We start from the raw sequence: 17055 nt of genomic DNA, 5'->3' as shown, positions 1-17055 counted from the left end.
GCAGCGGTCATGGAGGTTCGCCATACCGGGAGATAACCCGGAGGCGGAGGCCGACTGCCAGCAACTGCGCCAAGGAAGGGCATGCAGCTGATACTGGCTGGATTGGTTCCGTTTCCCCCGTCTTTGCGTTGTAGGCGTTGGGTTGGGCTGCGTCGGTTTTGGTCGCATGTCGTCGGCAGGCTGGCGTCAACCCGGTTCTCTCAACCCGAGAGGCCCAGGGCACCCTACAACACAACATCGGGGAAACACTGCAATGTCAGTCATGAACAACAAGATGGCAGCCGCCATCGCTCTGGCCCTGGCGGCCAGTGCGCCGGCTTGGTCTGCCGACCGAGTCGAGCTCAGTCTCGACACCCTCGCCAGCAACAATGTCGTCGGCCAAACCTCGACCGCCATGGCCAAGTCCGGCGGCGGCAACGCGATGACCGCGCTGCTGGCCCGCGACGAGTCGTTTGCGCTGAAGGCAGATCGTAACTTGGGCGGCGGTGAGCGGCTTGAGCGCGGTCAACAAACCTTCCGTGGCCTGCCGGTCTGGGGCGCGGAATACACCGCGACCCGCGACAAGAACGGTATTTTCACTTTCGTCTCCGGCACCGTGTACCAAAACCTCGGTCGCGACGTGACCAGCGTGACGCCGCGGCTTGATGGCAAGGCTGTCAGCCTCCGCGCCAAACAAGCCTTTTTCGGTCTGAAGCCGCAAGTTGGTGGTCGCAATGCCTTGAAGCAAGCGCAAGTGCTGCCGGCGGTTGAGCACGAGAAAGCACCGGAACTGATGATTTTCCAGGGCGATGACGGCCGCGCCAGCCTGGCCTATCGGGTGACGTTCTTCAGCAAAGGCAAAAAAGGCCAGCTGCCGAAACAACCGGTGATGTTCATCGATGCCAACACTGGCAAAGTGCTGTTCCAGTACGACAACCTGCAAACCGAAGAAGCCGGTTCCGGCCCCGGCGGCAACGCCCGCATGGGTCAGATCGAGCACAGCACCAGCGGTACCGGTTTGGCCGGCGCCACCATGGTCACCAAAAGCGGTAGCACCTGCTCGATGAGCAATACCGCGACCCGGGTGATGAACGCCAACAACGGCACCAGCACCAGCAGCACCACGCCGGTATCGTTTTCCTGCACCACGACCGCCAACCGTTTCGTCGAAGCCACCGTCAACGGCGGCTACGGCGTGCTGAACGACATCCTGTTCAACGGCGCCAAAACCGTTGAGATGTACAAGACCTGGTTCAACGTCGCGCCGCATCCGCATTGCTCGGGTACGCTGCGTCAGTACGGTCACTACGACAGCGGCCTCGACAACGCGTTCTGGTCGAATTGCACCATGGCCTATGGCGATGGCAGCAGCTTCCACCCGCTGGTCTCGATGGATGTGGTCGGTCACGAAATTTCGCACGGTGTTACCGAAGCGCGCTCGAATCTCGCCTACAGCGGGCAGTCGGGTGGCTTGAACGAATCGTTCTCGGACATCGCCGGCATGGCGGCGATTTACTACGTTGGCGGCAACGTCGACTGGAAAATCGGTTCGATGATCAAGAAGACTTCGGGTCAAATGCGCTGCATGGATGATCCGACTTGCGATGGCCGCTCCATCAAGAACGTGGCCAATTACACCAGCGGCATGGACGTGCACTACAGCTCGGGCGTGTACAACCACGCGTTCTACCGGCTGGCCACCACGGCGGGCTGGAACGTCAAGAAAGCCTTCGAAGTCTATTACCGCGCCAACAACAACTACTGGACTTCCAGCAGCACCTTCCAGCAGGCCGGTGATGGCGTCTGCAAAGCGGCGATCGATCTGGGCTATTCGGCCACGGACGTCAAAGCCTCACTGACGGCGGTCGGTGTTACCGGCACCGCGTGCGGCGGTGGCGGTGGCGGGACGACCACCACGCTGAGCAACGGCGTTGCGCTCGGTAGCCAGGGTGCAGCGGCCGGTTCGGGCCTGAACTACAAGATTGACGTGCCGGCTGGCGCCAGCAATCTGAAGTTCGTCACCACCGGTGGCAGCGGCGATGCCGATCTGTACGTCAAGTTTGGTAGCGCGCCGACCTCGTCGTCGAATGACTGCAAGTCGGAAGGTAGCACCAGTGCCGAGAGCTGCACGATTGCCGCGCCGTCGACCGGCACTTACTACGCTCTGCTGAGCGCCTACTCGACGTTTTCGGGCGTCACCATCACCGCGTCGTACAGCACCGGCGGTGGCGGCGGTGGCAGCAGCGAAGTCGAGCCGAATGACAGCACGGCAGCGGCCAACAGCGTCAGCACCAGCGGCACGACGATGAGCGGCAACATGGGCAGCAGCACTGACAGCGATTACTTCAAAGTCACGCTGCCGGCCGGCGCCACGCTGACCGCGACGCTGACACCGAACACCAGCTCGGACTACGATCTGTACATCTACAACAGCAGTGGTACCCAGGTCGCCGCCAGTGAAAATGGCAGCGGTGCGGTCGATACCGCCAGCAACACCAACAGCACCACGGCGGCCTCGGTTCGTTACGTCCGGGTCAAGTACTACAGCGGTGGCACTGGCGCCACCAATGGCAAGTACACCGTGAAGCTGACCTGGTAAGCCGCCACCGCAGCTTTACCAAGAAGGACTTTACAAAGTCGTACCAAAACGCCCACCACCTGGTGGGCGTTTTGCTTTTCAAGGCACCACTCACTTTGTGTCCTTGTGCAGCGGATTTGTCGAATTTTGTACAGCCATGTTGACGGTGGCGGCACTCGGGTATGCTCTGCGGCAATTATGTGAACTGAATCACGTTGTCGGCTCATGGATCTCAGTGCTCGTGCGGTTCTGATTTTGGCGGCAGCCGTCGTGACCACGGCCGCAACGGTCATGCTCTATGTCCGAGCCAGTCGGCGCGTGTACCCCGGTTTTGGTTTCTGGACACTGGCGATGCTGGCTTATCTTGCCGGCCTGGCCGTGTTTGCCTTGAAAGATGTCTGGAGTCTGGCCCGGCCGCTGGCCAGCCAACTGCTGGTGGCGGCGCCATTTTTGATTGCGCTGGGGTTTCGCCGGTTTTATCAGCAGCAATTGCGCCTGTCATTGCGCTGGGATGTCAGTCTGCTGGCGCTCAGTTTGCTGACCCTGTTGCTGCTGCCGGTGTTGACCACGACGGCCGGTCAGCAGGTTGGCGTGTTCTCGCTGTTGTATGCCGCAGCCCATCTGTATCTGCTGGCACTGCTGATGTGGCTGCGCGACGGCCGTCGCAACGCCACGCTGCGCGCTTACGCGCTGGTGCTGCTCGGCGTGGCGGCCTTGTTCACCTACCGCGCCTTTGTCAGTTTCTTTCTGGAGCCGGGCCACGAGATTTTTTTTGAAGATGCCTCGGCGCTGCTGCGCATGGCCTGGAATGCCGTCGCGGTGGTGTTGACGCTGTGCCTGTTTCTCGTGCTGACCTTTGAGCGCACCGAGCAGGAGCTGGTCCGGACCCAGCAGCAACTGCGCCAGCTGGCGCAATTTGATTCCCTGACTGGCGCGGCCAGTCGCAGCCATTTTCTGGCCTTGGCCTGGCAAGCGGTGCAAACCAGTGCCCGGCAAGCTGCCGCGACTTTGGTGATGTTCGATCTCGATCACTTCAAACGCATCAATGACAACCACGGTCACGCCAGCGGTGATCAGGCGCTGCAGCAACTGGCGATGACCGTGCAGGCCAACCTGCGTGCCGGTGATGTGTTCGGCCGACTCGGTGGCGACGAGTTTGCCCTGTTGCTGCCGGCGACAACACCGGCGGCAGCGACCAGTGTCTGTCAGCGCATTGCCGAGCGCCTGAAAGCGGTGCCACAAACCGACAACGCCACGACCCTGACGCTGAGCATGGGCGCGGTCACAGTGACACCGCCGGAAACCATCGAGCGGGCGCTGGCCCGGGCCGATGCGGCGCTTTATCGCGCCAAGCGCGAGGGCCGTGATCGGCTGATCATCGATGACGCCGCTGCCAGCGCCGGGCTGTACGCTTCGGATTGATGATTCATCGCGGTCGAGTGCTCCTGGCATCGCCGTTCGCACCGAGCCCGTCATCGAGGCCGTCACCGAGCCCATCATCCAGCCGCCACCCGCTGCCATCCATCCACTTCAATCTGCCGGGCGCCGAGACCGTTGATTCAAGGCGGCAAGATTTTGCCGCCCGCGCAGGCTATCCCGTTCGCCATTCAAGTCAGCCGGCACGGCGCCGATAGCCTGTCAACAGCGCTCGCGGAAAAGACTGCTAGTGTTAAGCGGCCGACAGAGGCCCAGTTCGGCGGCGGAGAAAAACAATGAGCATGCGCAATTATTCGGTCGGCCAACGCAATGTGGTCGGCTTTGGTCTGTTGACGGCAGCGATGGTGTTGCTCGGCATCGTGGCCCTGGTCCAGATGAGCAAAATCCAGGATGCCTTGGTCGAGACGCGCGATGTCTGGCTGCTGGGCACCAAGGCGCTCGGCGAGATTCAGTCCGTACACGCGCAATCCAGAGCCGACGAGCTGCGCGCACTGCTGTCCAGCGCGGTCAGTGATCAGCAGCACCAGCGCGATGAGGTCAACCAGATCCGGACCAGTCTGCGGCAACCGGAAAAAGCCTACGACGACACCATCATCGATGACGTCGATCGGCGCAATTTCGATGAGTACCGGCGTCTGGCGCAAAGCTATCAAACGAGTGCCGATGCGGTTTTTACCGCGATCTCCGGTGGCCAGCACGAAGCGGCGCTGAGCAAGGGCCTTGGCGATTCGGAGCAAGCATATACGGCGCTGGCCAAGCATCTGGCGATGATGGTCGATTACAACAGCGATGGCGCCAAGGCGGCCGGCATTGCCGCCGATGACACGGCCAGCGCCGCGCGCTGGACGGTCATCGTGCTGCTGGTGTCGGCACTGATTTTCACCGTGCTGACCGCCAAATTGCTCAGCAGCAGTGTGACCGGTCCGCTGGATCTGGTGGTGAAAGCGGCCGAACGCGTGGCCGACGGCGATTTGACTCACAGCATCGGCGTCGATGGCAACGACGAGCTGACCCGGGTGCAATCAGCATTGCAACGCATGCAGGCCAGCCTGCGTGAAACCATGCAGCAGATTCAGGGCTCGGCGGTGCAACTGGCCTCGGCCGCAGAAGAGTTGCATGCGGTGACCGATGGCGCCAGCAAAGGCATTCAGCGCCAGAATGATGAAATTCAAATGGCGGCCACGGCCGTGACCGAAATGTCGGCAGCGGTGGATGAGGTGGCGCGCAATGCCAACCACACCTCCGATACCTCGCGGGCAACCGAAGGCACCGCGGCCGCGGGACGCAAACAGGTACGCGATACCGCGCAGGCGATTGATCAGCTCGCCGGCAACGTGGTCCAGACCAGTGAATCGATCAAGACGCTGGCGCAGCAGGCCAGTGATATCGGCCGGGTGCTCGATGTCATTCGCGGCATTGCCGATCAAACCAACCTGCTGGCGCTGAACGCCGCCATCGAAGCGGCGCGCGCCGGCGAGCAGGGCCGCGGTTTTTCAGTGGTGGCCGATGAAGTGCGCGCGCTGGCCCAGCGCACGCAAGCCTCGACCCGGGAAATCGAGCAGATGATTGCCAGCATCCAGCAAGGCACCCAGGGTGCGGTCGGGGCAATGGAACAAAGCAACGAGCAGGCCCAGCGCAGCCGCGCGCTGGCCGAATCGGCCGATGACGCGCTGGAAGAAATCACCAAGATGGTCAGCCGGATCAATGAAATGAATTTGACCATCGCGGCGGCGGCCGAAGAGCAGGCGCAAGTGGCGCGCGAGGTCGACAAAAACCTGATCGCGATCCGCGACATCGCCAGCCAGACCGCCACCGGCGCCGAAGAAACCTCGGCCGCCAGCAATGAGCTGGCGCGTCTGGCCAGTTCGCTGAATGCGATGGTCAGCCGGTTCCGACTGCGCTGATCGGGCGTGATAAACCGCGTGCGCCTTGCGGTCCGTTGCCAATAAAAAACCGGCTATTGCCGGTTTTTTATTGGCGTCTCGGCCAGTTTAGCGAAAGCGCGTCTGCCAAGCCTGAAAGTCGCTGCCCTGCGCGGCCATCACGACAAAGCCGACCGAATAGTTGCCGCCTTCACGCGCTTGGCACCAGCGCACTTCAGCGGTCAGCAAATAGGGTTGGCTGCCATCACGCAATTCAATCAGCACATCCAGCAGCAGCCCGGGCGTCAGTTCGACATTGCTGAGGGCGTTGAACCCGCTGCTGGAAATGTCGTGGGTATTGGCATGCAGCACCGCGGTCGTGGCCACCGAGGTTGGCACCTGACGCAGGATCTGGATATGCACCGGCTCGGCGCTGGCGAGTCGATTTTCCTGTCGCTGTTCCTGTTCCGGTTTGTTGCTCATGAGCCGTCCTCGTCACTCAAGAATTGCCGGCGCTCGCTGACCAGATTCTGCAAGGTGTTGTCGAGCGCCGAGCCGGATTCAACCACCCGGAAACCGTCGACCAGCACCAATTGAATCAAGGCGTCTATGTCATGCTCGGCCACTTTCTGGCCCTGCCGGTCGACAAACAGATAATGCTGATCGCTGGCCCGTATCATGGCCAGATAGCAGGCGCGGAAATGCTCTTGGTCGCGGCGCAATTCGACCAGCGCACCACTGCGTAACGTGGCGATCAGGGCGCGGGCCTTTTCCTGTTGGGTGGCCAGCAGCGCAGCCTGTTCAGCCTGTCGCCGTTCTTCCGCGATTCGTTCGGCCCGTTCGGCCGCTTCGGCTTGCTGGCGTTTGGCAAATTCAGCGGCCCGCACCGCTTCTCGCTGTCGCATCGCCTGTTCAGCGGCTGCTTGCTGCTGTTGCTCGGCCTGTTCGCGCTGACGGGCCTGGGTATCGCTGGCGGAACTGAGCAGCGCTTTCAAAAGATGTGGCAGTTGCGGCAGCAGGGCCTGAACCGGATCACGGTCCGGCAGGACCCGGGCTTTGTCTTCCTGCATCAGCGCGTGCAGTTCATTGGGTGAAAACGCCGCGACCCGGCTGCCGGCAAAATCGGCCAGCAAAACGTAATTGCCTTCATCGAGATGGTTGGCGACCCGGACCCGCAACCAGTCGTTACCGCGTTTGAGCAGCAGGCTCTCGCCCCGATCCGGCACCGCGCCCCGATTGCTTGCCGCACTGCTGGCGGCCGCGACATCATCCGGCTCGTCGAGTAATTCACCCAATGGCAGGCCGGCATCCGGCAGGTTGCGCGCCCGCGCCGCCAGCAACGCGGCAAAGGTTTCCGGAAAGCGCTGACCCTGCTCGCTGGTGCGGGTCTGGGCCACGGCTTCGCGGATGCGCCGCATCAACCCCGGCAATTCGGTCTTGACCGCCTTGCCGAGCTCGTCCGGGCTGGCCTCGCTGGCGAACCGGACCATGGCCTGAATGTCGGCGATCGCCTGTTGCCAGAGTGGATGCTGCATGCCGACTTTCAGGTGCAGCAGCTGCAGGTATTTGCGCCAGGTTTCGTCGAGAAAATTGACCACGCTGGCAGGCACCGGCTGGCCCCAGACGGCTTGCCGGATAGCCCGACTGGTGTCGGCCTGGGCATGCAGTGTGCGCCGGCTCTGATCTTCCTGTTCCAGCAGCCGGTGATCGCTGTGCCTTTGCTGGTCGTGCACGTTACGCAGCAGGGCATACAGCGACTTCAGCAGCGGCAACAGATTGTCCGGGCCGGCACCGGCAATGGCCTGTTCCGCCAGATTGTTGAGTCGGCTGTGCAGGCGTTGCGGAAACTGGGCACTGGCCGGGTGGGCGGACAGGCTGTAGCTGCGGCCGGTCAGTAGCAGCTGGTGCAACAGCCGGCGCAGCGGCTGGCGGGGCGAATGCCAGAACTGCCAGTCGGTGAGGCTGGCGGTGGCGACGGTGAACCAGAACGGCCGCATCGCCTGCAGATAGGTGGCGTCCAGTTCATCGCTGTCGCCGACCTGCACCGCCAGCGCGGCGGCCAGCAGCAGCACCGCGTCGCTGCGGGTCTTGGCCGGGTGCAGTGCCCGCACCAGCGCGGCCGGCTCGGCAAAAACCTCGGCGGCCAGCAGCTCGCGCCAGTTGGCAGGGGGAAATTCCCGGTTCAGCGCCGCCAGGCGGTCGAACAGGGCATCACTGGCCGCTATGGGCATGGGTCTCAGTTTCCTAGCTGCGCCAGTCCTTGGTCGCTGCGGGGTCAGCAGTCGGGGTTGGGGGGTCTAGTCAGCGTAGCTGAGCTGGCCGCGCTTGCCCCGGTAAATTGCTTCGGCAAATGGTGTCGGCACAAAGGGGTCGGTGCATACGGTCTCGGCGACGCCAGCGGCGACACCGACACCGACACCGACAGTGAAACCCCCAAGCCGCCGGCCGTCACTGCTCAAGCTTGAGCACGGCCTCCCAGTGCCGCTTCTCCACCGGCGTGATCGACAGCCGGTTGCCCTTGCGCAGGATCAGCAGCTCGGCCAGCGCCGGCGTGGCTTTCAGCTCGTCCAGCGGGATGAACCGCTTCAGGTGCCGAACGTAACTCATGTCGCGCAGGACCCAGCGCGGGTTGTCCTGTTTGGAGTCTGGGTCGAAATAATCCGAGCGGCCGTCGAACTGGGTCGGGTCCGGGTAGGGCTCGGAGCTGACCTTGGCGATGCCGGCGATGCCCGGCGGCTTGGCGTTCGAGTAATAGAAAAAGCATAGGTCGCCGACTGCCATGCCATCGCGCATGAAATTGCGCGCCTGATAATTGCGGACGCCATCCCAGCAATGGGTCTGCTTGGGTGACTTTTTCAGGTCATCGAGACTGAACACATCAGGCTCGGATTTGATCAACCAGTAGTTCATCGGCGAGTGCTTCCAACAATTGATTCCAACACGGGCTGGCGTCGGTACACGACCGTCGCAAAATTTTCAAGAAGTAAGAATTGCATCACTGACTTGACGGAGGTAGAGTCGCATGCTCCGTCGGACGGACGCGCTGTATAAACCGTCCGCGGATTAAAAAACAACAATTTGGCACGGCGCAAGTCGATGTCTTTTCCTTTTGTCGGTGACAAGCAGTGATGATGAAGCGCAAACCGGACCTGTTGATGGTCCTCGCGGCAGTACTTCTTGTAGGTGTGATTGCAACCAGCCTGCTGATGGATTCAGCACCCGAAGACAGTGATCAGGTAGCGACCGGATTCGCCAAAAACAGCGCCAATGATGTGGCGCTGGGTGCCCGCTGAAGCCAGCAACACGCTGGAAATTCAGTGGTTCACGCAATAAAGAGTAAGTGTCGTTTTACTACATCTAGTCGGTAGCGATGCCTTGAACCGGCAGATCGTGTGGCTCACATGCGAGCGTCTCGATCTGCTGCCAATGGTAACCCACTCCGATCAACCGTGGCCTGCTGGCGAGTGAATGCCGGCGGTACGCGAACGTGCGGTCATAAAATCCCCCACCCATGCCCAGCCGATTGCCTTGTCGATCGAATGCGGTCAATGGCAGCAACACAACATCCAGTTGTCGACTTGCCAACACAGCACCACTAATGGGTTCCGGAATGCCAAACCGATTGCGTTTCATTGGCGTATTTTGCGCGTAACGACGAAACCATAACCGCTGCGGCGCCAACCGGGTCACAACCGGCAAATACACCTTCTTATTGTTCGCCCACAGTCGCCGAATCAGCGGCATCAAATCGAGCTCACCATCAAAGGCCAGGTAGACCGCAACGCGCTGACAACGGGTGTGTTGAAGCGACGGCCAAATCTGCTGCTGGAAACGCTCGGCCGCTGCAGTTCGTTCGGCCAGACTCAGGGCCCGGCGCCGGCGCCGCATCAGGGCGCGCAGCGCTTTTTTATCGGTCGGATGATTGCTGTCGGGAGTCATCGGCTCGTTGCTGGCCACCATGGCTCCGCCGGAGTGGGGATACCGATAAGGAAGAAGAGGGGACGCCTGCCGCCTGTGCCGTCCGCGGGTTTAGCCCTGGAACCATAGGCTCCAAGGGGGTGCATCTGGCATCGGATCAGGCTTTCCGGTCGAAACGGACTTGCACAACACCAACGGCACAAACGCACCCGGTAACGCGATTATCGGCTCGAGGACATGACGCCGCTCGCGAACACCGCAGCAGGCGCCCTTTCTAACTCGTAACTTGTTAAACCATACCTAATCAGGAAACAGAAAGCCCGGATACCGGTCCAGCTTAAGCCCATTTTACCTGACTGTTATGACGGATCGTTGTGGCCGACCCCGGTTGTTTTCCACCTTACTCAGCTACTACGGGCCGGATGACCGCTCGGCCCAACCCGCCGCAGGCCGCGGTTACACCAGCACTTCAGAACGCCGGCACGCCGGTGGCGGCGGGACACGCTGACTGAATGGGGAGGATTCGGGCCGTTACAAGTGTCGGCAGAACAAAGGGGTGACAACCATAGCTCTGCAGGCAACATCCGGGGCAGGCAACATCCGGGACAGGCAAAACTTGGGGCGGGCAAAACTTTGGGGCGGGCAAAAACCGGCGGCTGGCAAAAAGACCGGCACCGGCGTGCGATCAGCTCAACCCAGCTCCAATTGCCGGGTCGCCTTCAGGCTATCGTCAATTTTCTCCTGCATCCGGCGCAGCCTGTCGGTCAACTCGGCACCGGCATTGCCGGCCTGCTGCAGCTGCAGCAGCTCGTGGGCCAGATTCAGCGCCACCATCAGGGCAATTTTCTCGACCCCGGCGACCTTGCCGACATCGCGAATTTCGCGCATGCGGCCGTCGAGTTGGCGCGCCGCTTCCAGCAACTCCTGTTGCTGCTCAGGAGGGCAGGCGACTTTCAGCTCGCGGTCCAGCAGCCGCAGGTTCAGGACATTGCTCATGGCCAATCACCGCGCATCCGAACCGCCATCATCGACCACGTTCTCATCCGCGTTGCTCCAGACCACGCAAGCGGGTCAGCATGGCTTCGACTTTGTGTGCCGCCAGCTCGTTTTTTTCCAGCAAACGGCTGCGCTCCGCAGTCAGTTCGGCGGTTTTGGCCCGGAGCTGGGCGTTTTCGCTCTTCAGTCGCTGGAACTGGCTCAGCAACTGATCCAGCTGCCCTTCCAGTTTTTGCAGATCGGCCTGGTTCATGATGACCGCAGTGGGAAAAAGATCGGCGTCACTATAGGGCTTCGGCCCCGGCCGATGCAATTGCCGACCCAGCCCGGTTACCATGTCGCATCCGCCTCTGTTCACAAAACCGGAACCATGGTCAAAGTCGCCGATTATGTCCGCCGCCGTCGCCGGCTGATGCAACTGCTCGGCAAAGGCAGTATTGCCATCATCCCGTCAGCGCAGGAAATCATCCGTTCCCGCGATACCCATTTCCGCTTCCGTCAGGACAGCGACTTCGCCTATCTGACCGGTTTTCCGGAACCGAATGCGGTGCTGGTGCTGATCCCCGGTCGCGTGCACGGCGAGACGGTGCTGTTCTGCAATGAGCGCGATCCGCTGGCGGAAACCTGGCATGGCCGTCGCTACGGCCCGGAGCGTGCCGCCGCCGCGTTTCAGTTTGACGATGCCTTTCCGATTGATGACATCGACGAAATCCTGCCGGGGCTGATGGAAGGGCGCGATCGCATTCACTATGCGCTCGGCCACAATCCGGATTTCGACAATACCGTGATGGGTTGGCTGAACACGCTACGGGCGCAGGTGCGCAAAGGCGTGCATCCGCCCGGTGAAATCATCGATGTCCGGCATCAGTTGCACGATATGCGCTTGTTCAAGGATGCTGCCGAACTGAAACAGATGCGCGCTGCTGCTCATGCGGCGGCACAAGGGCACATCCGCGCCATGCGGTTTGCGAGGCCCGGCGTCAACGAAGCGCAAGTCGAAGCTGAGCTGGTGCACGAGTTTGCACGTCACGGCGCCCGGCACACGGCCTACAACAGCATCGTCGCCGGTGGCGAGAATGGCTGCATCCTGCATTACGTCGAAAATGATGCCGAACTGAAAGCCGGTGACCTGCTGCTGGTCGATGCCGGCGCCGAATACGAGTGGTATGCCTCAGACATCACCCGCACGTTTCCGGTCAACGGCAAATTCACCGCGATTCAGCGCCGCTGCTACGAATGGGTATTGAAAGCGCAGCAGGCGGCGATCGAGCAAGTCAAACCGGGCAATACCTGGAACCAGATCCATGACGCGGCAGTGCGCACGCTGACCCAGGGTTTGATCGATCTCGGTGTGCTCAAAGGCAAACTCAGCGATCTGCTCGACGGCGAAGCCTACAAGCCTTACTACATGCACAAGACCGGCCACTGGCTCGGCCTCGATGTGCACGATGTCGGCGATTATCAAATCGACGGCCAACCGCGTGTGCTTGAGCCGGGCATGGTGCTGACAGTGGAACCGGGGCTGTATTTCGCGCCCAGCAACAAAGGCCTGGCAAAAAAATTTCACGGCATCGGCATCCGCATTGAGGACGACGTGCTGGTGACCAAAACCGGTTTTGAAGTGCTCAGCGCCGGAGCGCCGAAAGATCCGGATGAAATTGAAGCGTTGATGGCCGCGTGAACATGACGGACGCGCAAAACAATTTTGATGTCGTCATCATCGGGGGCGGGCTGACCGGTGCCGCGCTGGCATTAGCGTTGACGCAATCGCCGCAAGCCTTGCGGGTGGCGCTGCTCGATGCCAGCCCAACCAGCGCCAATGACTTGCCGTCATTCGATGAGCGGGTGCTGGCGCTGTCGGAAGGCAGTCGGCGTTTGCTGGTGCAGCTCGGGCTCTGGGACACGCTGGCGTTTGAGGCCTGCCCGATCCGGACCATTCATGTTTCCGATCGTGGCCAGTTTGGTCGCACCGTGTTGACGGCGAGTGAACAACAACTCGATGCGCTCGGTCAGGTTATTGCGCTGCGCGTGCTCGGTCAGCAGTTCTATCGGGCGCTCGGGCAGCGTGCCGGCGTGACTCGCTTGCACGGCAAGCTCAGTGCGTTTGTGCAAGGCGAAGATGGAGTGCAGATCACGCTGCAGCACGATGGCGCGGCGCAGCAGCTGCAGACGCGAGTATTGCTCGGCGCCGATGGTGGCCCGTCCGGTTTGCGAGCGATGGCTGCTTTGCCGGTGGATGTGATTGATTACCAGCAGAGCGCGGTGATCGCCACCGTGCGTGCCGAGCGCGCGCATCAACACTGGGCTTACGAGCGGTTTACCGAAACCGGCCCGCTGGCACTGCTGCCGATGACCGACAACCGACTGTCATTGGTCTGGACGCAAACGCCGGATGAAGCGGCGCGCTTGCTGACGCTGACTGACGCGGAATTTTTGCGCGAACTGCAAAGCGCATTCGGCTGGCGACTCGGCAAGCTGATGCAGATCGGCGCGCGCGAGAAATTTGATTTGCGCAGAATGCGCAGTCCGGTGCGCCGGCAAGGCCGCATGCTGCTGATGGGCAATGCTGCCACCACGCTGCATCCGATCGCCGGTCAGGGTTTCAACCTCGCGCTGCGCGATGCGATGGCGTTTGCCGATCAGGTCCGCGTTCAGCAGGCCGCCGGCACGGACTGGGCCAGCCCGGCTGCGCTCGATGCCTTTGTCGGCTCGCGTCAGACCGACGCCGATGCAGTGGCTGGCGTCACCGACAGTTTGGTTCGTTTGTTCAGTAACCGGTATCCGCTGTTGCGGCCGCTGCGGGCGCTGGCTCTGTCGGCGCTTGATGCGCTGCCGGCGCTGAAACGTCAGGTGGCTGGCGGTGCGATGGGCCTACGTCGTTAGCGGCGGCGTAGTTCGTCAACGACGCTTCTTGGCTTTCCGGCACGGGGCTTTCCGCAAGACCCAGCCTTTCCACAAGACACCCAAAGGCGGGGCCGCGTGAGCGCGCGCCCGCTACGTGCCGGCAGGGCGTTTGGATCAGCGCCGGGGCTGGCGTCCTGACGCCGGTTATGTCCTAATCCCCGCCCCTTTTTTCTCCCTGCCGGGCAGGGGTCGTATGGGTTCAGGAGTTTTCGGCATGACGGCATCGCAACAGCCCACTTCGCCAGCGCCGGCTGGCCAGCGTCAGGTCTGGCGCACGCCGCAGGCCGGCGATCTGGCCCAGCTCAGTCTGCAAACCGAAGCCTTGCCGGACTTGCCGGCCGATGCAGTTCGAGTCGACGTCCGGGCGGTCGGGCTGAACTTTGCCGACATTCTGGCCCTGACCGGCATGTACTCGGCGGCACCAACCGGTGCCTTTATTCCGGGTCTGGAGCTGGCCGGTGTGGTCAGTGCGGTCGGTTCGGCGGTGACGGAATTCAAGGTCGGCGACCGGGTCATGGGTTCGGTGCGCTTTGGTGCCTATGCCAGCGTGGTCGATGTTGCGGCCGACCGCTTGCAGCCGCTGCCGGACAGCTGGAGCTTCGCCGAAGGCGCAGCCTTTTTTGTCCAAACCTTTGCGGCCTGGTATGGCATCCATCATCTCGGCGCGGCCAAGCCTGGCCAGCGCGCACTCATTCATTCCGCCGCCGGCGGCGTTGGCCTGCAGGCGGTGCGGATCTGTAAGGCACTCGGCATCGACGTGGTCGGCACGGTCGGCAATGTCGACAAGGTCGAGTTCCTGAAATCGCAAGGGGTCAGCGATGTGCTGGTCCGTGAGCCGGATTTTGCCGCCCAGCTCAAACGCGAGCTGGCCGACAAACCGATCCATCTGGTGCTCGATGCGGTCGGCGGCAAGGTCCAGGAGGCCTCGTTCAAGGCGCTGGCGCCGACTGGCCGGCTGGTCGTTTACGGTGCCACCGTGTTCGCCCCGGGCGAACGCAAGATGCGCCGCTTTCATATGCTGCTGGAATACCTGCGCCGGCCGCGTTACGACGCGCTGTCGATGATCAGCGAAAACCGGGCGCTGCTGGCGTTCAACCTGATCTGGCTGTGGGAACAACGCGAGTTCTTCGACGCGATGATTCGGGAAATCGCCACCCTGAAGCTGCCGGCGCCGCATGTCGGACACCAGTTCCGTTTTGACGAGGCGCCGCAAGCGCTGGAGCTGCTGCGCAGCGGCCGTTCGGTCGGCAAGGTTGTCCTGACGCGCTGATCGCAATGGCCGTTTCTTTCCTTATTACTGGCGCCGCCTGTCGAGCCCATCGAAAAGGCGGGATTCGCCATTGCCTTTGGTCGAACCTCCCGATAGCATGGCGCCCCTTTCCCGAGCGGTTAAAATTTGACCGACTGCAGGTGCAGGATCGGCAGCGCATGGTTGCGGCTGGCCGCTGCGCCGGCCGGTCGGTTGCCATGGCATGAACGCATTCACCCTTCCGATTCGACGCTGGCATGCCTGGGCACCTGGCGTCGTTGATGCGGCGGCTTGGCAGCAGTGGGCCGAGCAGGGCGCTGCCGTGTTGCCGGCAGCAACCGCTAACGCGCCGGTCGAGTTCGTCGAGCCGATGTTGCGCCGGCGGCTGTCGCCACTGTCTCGGGTTGCCTTGCACTGCGCGCACGCGGCGCTGGCAGGCGAGCGCGCTGAACAATTGATTTTTGCTTCGCGTCACGGCGAGCTTGGCACCACGGTGAATTTGCTGCGCCAACTGGCGCAGGGCGAAGCGCTGTCGCCGATGGGGTTTTCGCTGTCGGTGCACAACAGCGCCGCCGGTTTGTACGGCATCGCCGGCAAAGATGCGACCCCGGCCACGGCGATTGCCGCCGGTCGCGACAGTTTGCTGGCTTGCTTGTTGGAGGCGGCGGCAATGCGGGCCAGCGGCATCAACGCCGTGTTGATCAGTTATGTCGAACAGGATTTGCCGGCGCCGTACCAGCCATGGCAAGACGCGGAAGCACCGCTGCTCGGGCTGGGCTTGTTGATTGCCGATGGTGGTGTGCCCTTGCAGCTTTGCCGTGACCCGAACAATTCAGCCTATGCCTCGCCGGCACTGGCGCTGATTTGTGCACTGACTGGCGCACTGACAGGCAAGAACGCAGCGATACTGGTCGGCGAGCAATCGAGCTGGGTCGTTCGTCATGGCTAGACCGGTCAACGAACTGGCGGTGACCCGCGCTCCGACAACGCTGTGGCAGCGACTTGGTCGGCAGCTGAATTATTGCTGGCGAGTGCTCGCCACCGGCTGGTGTTTTTTCAGTTTCAGTCTGGGCGGTTTGCTGCTGACGCTGACGGTGTTTCCGATCACCCATTTGTGCTGGCGCGATCCGGACCAGCGCCGGGATCGGGCCCAGCGGGCGATCCACCAGAGTTTTCGGTTTTTTATCGGCCAGATGATCTGGCTCGGTGTGATGAGTGTGGAGCTGCGCAATGCCGAACGCTTGCGTGAGCTCAACGGCGTGCTGGTGCTCGCCAATCACCCGACCCTGATCGATGTGGTGTTGATGATCAGCCTGATGCCGCGCGCCGATTGCATCGTCAAGGAAGCGCTGTGGCAGCACCGTTATCTCGGCGGGGTGGTGCGGGCGGCGCAATACATTCCGAACCGCGGCGCCGAGCAACTGGTGCAGGACTGCGGCAAGGCGCTGGCAAAACAGCGGCCGCTGATCGTGTTTCCGGAAGGCACCCGAACCGTGCCCGGTGATCCGTTCAGCTTTCAGCGTGGTGCGGCCCATGTGGCGCTCGCCACCGATTGCGAAATGGTGCCGGTGATTCTCACCTGCAACCCGCCGACGCTGACCAAGGCGACGCGCTGGTATCAGGTGCCGGCGCGTCGGTTTCACGTTCGGCTCGATGTGCTGGAGCCGATCCGGGCCGAACAGATCATTGCCCGTGGCACCGAAGCGCCGCTGGCATCGCGCCAGCTGACCCGCTGGCTGCAACAGTTTTTTTCTGACGCCGTTGCCAAGCGTGATGGCGAGGCGTCGGCAGTAGAGTGATACGGAATCGGTGGCCGCACCGATCACCGTTTGGCAAGTGCAAAACGAAGGTAGCAAGCAGGCATGAACGCATTGGAACTCGAGCTCAAACAGCTGATTATCGACACGCTGGCGTTGGAAGACATGACGCCGGACGATATCGATAGCGCAGCGCCGTTGTTTGTCGAAGGTCTGGGGCTCGATTCGATCGATGCGCTTGAACTGGGCGTCGCGGTGCAAAAGAAATATCAGGTCAAGCTGGACGCCAACAACAGCAGCAACAAGGAGCATTTCCGCTCCGTTCGTAATCTGGCCGCGTTCATTGCCGGTCAGCAGCAACAGGCCGTATGAGGT

16 protein-coding genes and 1 other RNA gene are annotated in these 17055 nt (G+C 61.9%); 10 read left to right on the top strand and 7 right to left on the bottom strand.

The annotated features are described in order from the left end of the window. The first annotated feature begins 253 nt into the window (after window positions 1-253). From HPT27_RS00950 to HPT27_RS00940, 3 genes are all read left to right on the top strand, one after another. Window positions 254-2578 carry a M4 family metallopeptidase gene (locus HPT27_RS00950; RefSeq protein ID WP_172237623.1) on the top strand — a complete coding sequence of 775 codons (2325 nt, stop codon included), beginning with the start codon at window positions 254-256 and terminating at the stop codon, window positions 2576-2578. 204 nt (window positions 2579-2782) lie between these two features. Beyond that, complete coding sequence (locus tag HPT27_RS00945) at window positions 2783-3979, top strand: GGDEF domain-containing protein (RefSeq protein WP_172237620.1); 1197 nt, start codon at window positions 2783-2785, stop codon at window positions 3977-3979. 290 nt (window positions 3980-4269) lie between these two features. Beyond that, complete coding sequence (locus HPT27_RS00940) at window positions 4270-5898, top strand: methyl-accepting chemotaxis protein (RefSeq protein WP_172237617.1); 1629 nt, start codon at window positions 4270-4272, stop codon at window positions 5896-5898. 87 nt (window positions 5899-5985) lie between these two features. On the opposite strand, the gene HPT27_RS00935 is transcribed toward HPT27_RS00940, so the two are convergent. The 3 genes from HPT27_RS00935 to HPT27_RS00925 form a co-directional block, all read right to left on the bottom strand. Beyond that, window positions 5986-6339, bottom strand: a complete 354-nt coding sequence (locus HPT27_RS00935) for a PilZ domain-containing protein (protein WP_172237614.1) — start codon at window positions 6337-6339, stop codon at window positions 5986-5988. Continuing rightward, entirely contained in the window at window positions 6336-8087 is a 1752-nt protein-coding gene (locus tag HPT27_RS00930) for a DUF1631 family protein (RefSeq protein WP_172237611.1), read from the bottom strand. Before HPT27_RS00930 ends, HPT27_RS00935 begins: the two co-directional genes overlap by 4 nt. Before the next feature lie 217 nt (window positions 8088-8304). Continuing rightward, window positions 8305-8766: an EVE domain-containing protein gene (locus tag HPT27_RS00925; RefSeq protein WP_172237608.1), complete on the bottom strand. Its 462-nt coding sequence runs from the start codon at window positions 8764-8766 to the stop codon at window positions 8305-8307. A 218-nt stretch (window positions 8767-8984) separates the two neighbouring features. Here HPT27_RS00925 and HPT27_RS00920 point away from each other — a divergent pair, with 218 nt between their 5' ends. Next, the gene (locus tag HPT27_RS00920; RefSeq protein ID WP_172237605.1) at window positions 8985-9149 is read left to right on the top strand and encodes a hypothetical protein; all 165 of its coding nucleotides are present in this window, start codon (window positions 8985-8987) and stop codon (window positions 9147-9149) included. Window positions 9150-9213: 64 nt separating this feature from the next. On the opposite strand, the gene HPT27_RS00915 is transcribed toward HPT27_RS00920, so the two are convergent. From HPT27_RS00915 to HPT27_RS00900, 4 genes are all read right to left on the bottom strand, one after another. Next, window positions 9214-9816, bottom strand: coding sequence for a 5-formyltetrahydrofolate cyclo-ligase (locus HPT27_RS00915; protein ID WP_211197799.1), 603 nt, complete (start codon window positions 9814-9816; stop codon window positions 9214-9216). 41 nt (window positions 9817-9857) lie between these two features. Next, window positions 9858-10042: non-coding RNA, 6S RNA (gene ssrS / locus HPT27_RS00910), on the bottom strand. A gap of 422 nt (window positions 10043-10464) precedes the next feature. Further along, window positions 10465-10770, bottom strand: coding sequence for a cell division protein ZapA (locus HPT27_RS00905; RefSeq protein ID WP_172237602.1), 306 nt, complete (start codon window positions 10768-10770; stop codon window positions 10465-10467). A 43-nt stretch (window positions 10771-10813) separates the two neighbouring features. Further along, window positions 10814-11107, bottom strand: coding sequence for a TIGR02449 family protein (locus HPT27_RS00900; protein ID WP_235950836.1), 294 nt, complete (start codon window positions 11105-11107; stop codon window positions 10814-10816). A gap of 33 nt (window positions 11108-11140) precedes the next feature. On the opposite strand from HPT27_RS00900, the gene pepP reads away from it, so the two are divergent. From pepP to HPT27_RS00870, 6 genes are all read left to right on the top strand, one after another. After that, window positions 11141-12451 (top strand): Xaa-Pro aminopeptidase, encoded by a 1311-nt coding sequence (gene pepP / locus HPT27_RS00895; protein WP_172237599.1) that lies wholly within the window; start codon window positions 11141-11143, stop codon window positions 12449-12451. 2 nt (window positions 12452-12453) lie between these two features. Beyond that, on the top strand, window positions 12454-13653 hold the full coding sequence (gene ubiH / locus HPT27_RS00890; RefSeq protein WP_172237596.1) for a 2-octaprenyl-6-methoxyphenyl hydroxylase: 1200 nt from the start codon (window positions 12454-12456) through the stop codon (window positions 13651-13653). Between the two features lie 235 nt (window positions 13654-13888). Further along, a complete protein-coding gene (locus HPT27_RS00885) occupies window positions 13889-14944 on the top strand; it encodes a zinc-binding dehydrogenase (protein ID WP_172237593.1) in 1056 nt (351 codons plus the stop codon). A gap of 202 nt (window positions 14945-15146) precedes the next feature. After that, window positions 15147-15872, top strand: coding sequence for a beta-ketoacyl synthase chain length factor (locus HPT27_RS00880; RefSeq protein ID WP_172237590.1), 726 nt, complete (start codon window positions 15147-15149; stop codon window positions 15870-15872). Continuing rightward, entirely contained in the window at window positions 15865-16722 is an 858-nt protein-coding gene (locus tag HPT27_RS00875) for a lysophospholipid acyltransferase family protein (RefSeq protein WP_172237587.1), read from the top strand. Before HPT27_RS00880 ends, HPT27_RS00875 begins: the two co-directional genes overlap by 8 nt. A gap of 63 nt (window positions 16723-16785) precedes the next feature. Beyond that, entirely contained in the window at window positions 16786-17052 is a 267-nt protein-coding gene (locus HPT27_RS00870) for a phosphopantetheine-binding protein (protein WP_172237585.1), read from the top strand. Window positions 17053-17055 lie beyond the last annotated feature (3 nt).

Source organism: Permianibacter fluminis, from assembly GCF_013179735.1.
GTDB lineage: Bacteria > Pseudomonadota > Gammaproteobacteria > Enterobacterales > Permianibacteraceae > Permianibacter > Permianibacter fluminis.
The sequence above is the reverse complement of the archived record's forward strand: the minus strand, read 5'-3'. Positions and strand labels throughout refer to the sequence as shown.

Excerpts from the sequence above, each read along its gene's own strand:
- HPT27_RS00920 (WP_172237605.1), top strand. The coding sequence starts at position 8,985 with ATGATGAAGCGCAAACCGGACCTGTTGATGGTCCTCGCGGCAGTACTT.
- HPT27_RS00930 (WP_172237611.1), bottom strand. The coding sequence starts at position 8,087 with ATGCCCATAGCGGCCAGTGATGCCCTGTTCGACCGCCTGGCGGCGCTG.
- HPT27_RS00900 (WP_235950836.1), bottom strand. The coding sequence starts at position 11,107 with ATGGTAACCGGGCTGGGTCGGCAATTGCATCGGCCGGGGCCGAAGCCC.
- HPT27_RS00925 (WP_172237608.1), bottom strand. The coding sequence starts at position 8,766 with ATGAACTACTGGTTGATCAAATCCGAGCCTGATGTGTTCAGTCTCGAT.
- HPT27_RS00940 (WP_172237617.1), top strand. The coding sequence starts at position 4,270 with ATGAGCATGCGCAATTATTCGGTCGGCCAACGCAATGTGGTCGGCTTT.
- HPT27_RS00880 (WP_172237590.1), top strand. The coding sequence starts at position 15,147 with ATGAACGCATTCACCCTTCCGATTCGACGCTGGCATGCCTGGGCACCT.
- ubiH (WP_172237596.1), top strand. The coding sequence starts at position 12,454 with ATGACGGACGCGCAAAACAATTTTGATGTCGTCATCATCGGGGGCGGG.
- HPT27_RS00870 (WP_172237585.1), top strand. The coding sequence starts at position 16,786 with ATGAACGCATTGGAACTCGAGCTCAAACAGCTGATTATCGACACGCTG.
- HPT27_RS00915 (WP_211197799.1), bottom strand. The coding sequence starts at position 9,816 with ATGGTGGCCAGCAACGAGCCGATGACTCCCGACAGCAATCATCCGACC.
- pepP (WP_172237599.1), top strand. The coding sequence starts at position 11,141 with ATGGTCAAAGTCGCCGATTATGTCCGCCGCCGTCGCCGGCTGATGCAA.
- HPT27_RS00950 (WP_172237623.1), top strand. The coding sequence starts at position 254 with ATGTCAGTCATGAACAACAAGATGGCAGCCGCCATCGCTCTGGCCCTG.
- HPT27_RS00945 (WP_172237620.1), top strand. The coding sequence starts at position 2,783 with ATGGATCTCAGTGCTCGTGCGGTTCTGATTTTGGCGGCAGCCGTCGTG.
- HPT27_RS00885 (WP_172237593.1), top strand. The coding sequence starts at position 13,889 with ATGACGGCATCGCAACAGCCCACTTCGCCAGCGCCGGCTGGCCAGCGT.
- HPT27_RS00875 (WP_172237587.1), top strand. The coding sequence starts at position 15,865 with ATGGCTAGACCGGTCAACGAACTGGCGGTGACCCGCGCTCCGACAACG.
- HPT27_RS00935 (WP_172237614.1), bottom strand. The coding sequence starts at position 6,339 with ATGAGCAACAAACCGGAACAGGAACAGCGACAGGAAAATCGACTCGCC.
- HPT27_RS00905 (WP_172237602.1), bottom strand. The coding sequence starts at position 10,770 with ATGAGCAATGTCCTGAACCTGCGGCTGCTGGACCGCGAGCTGAAAGTC.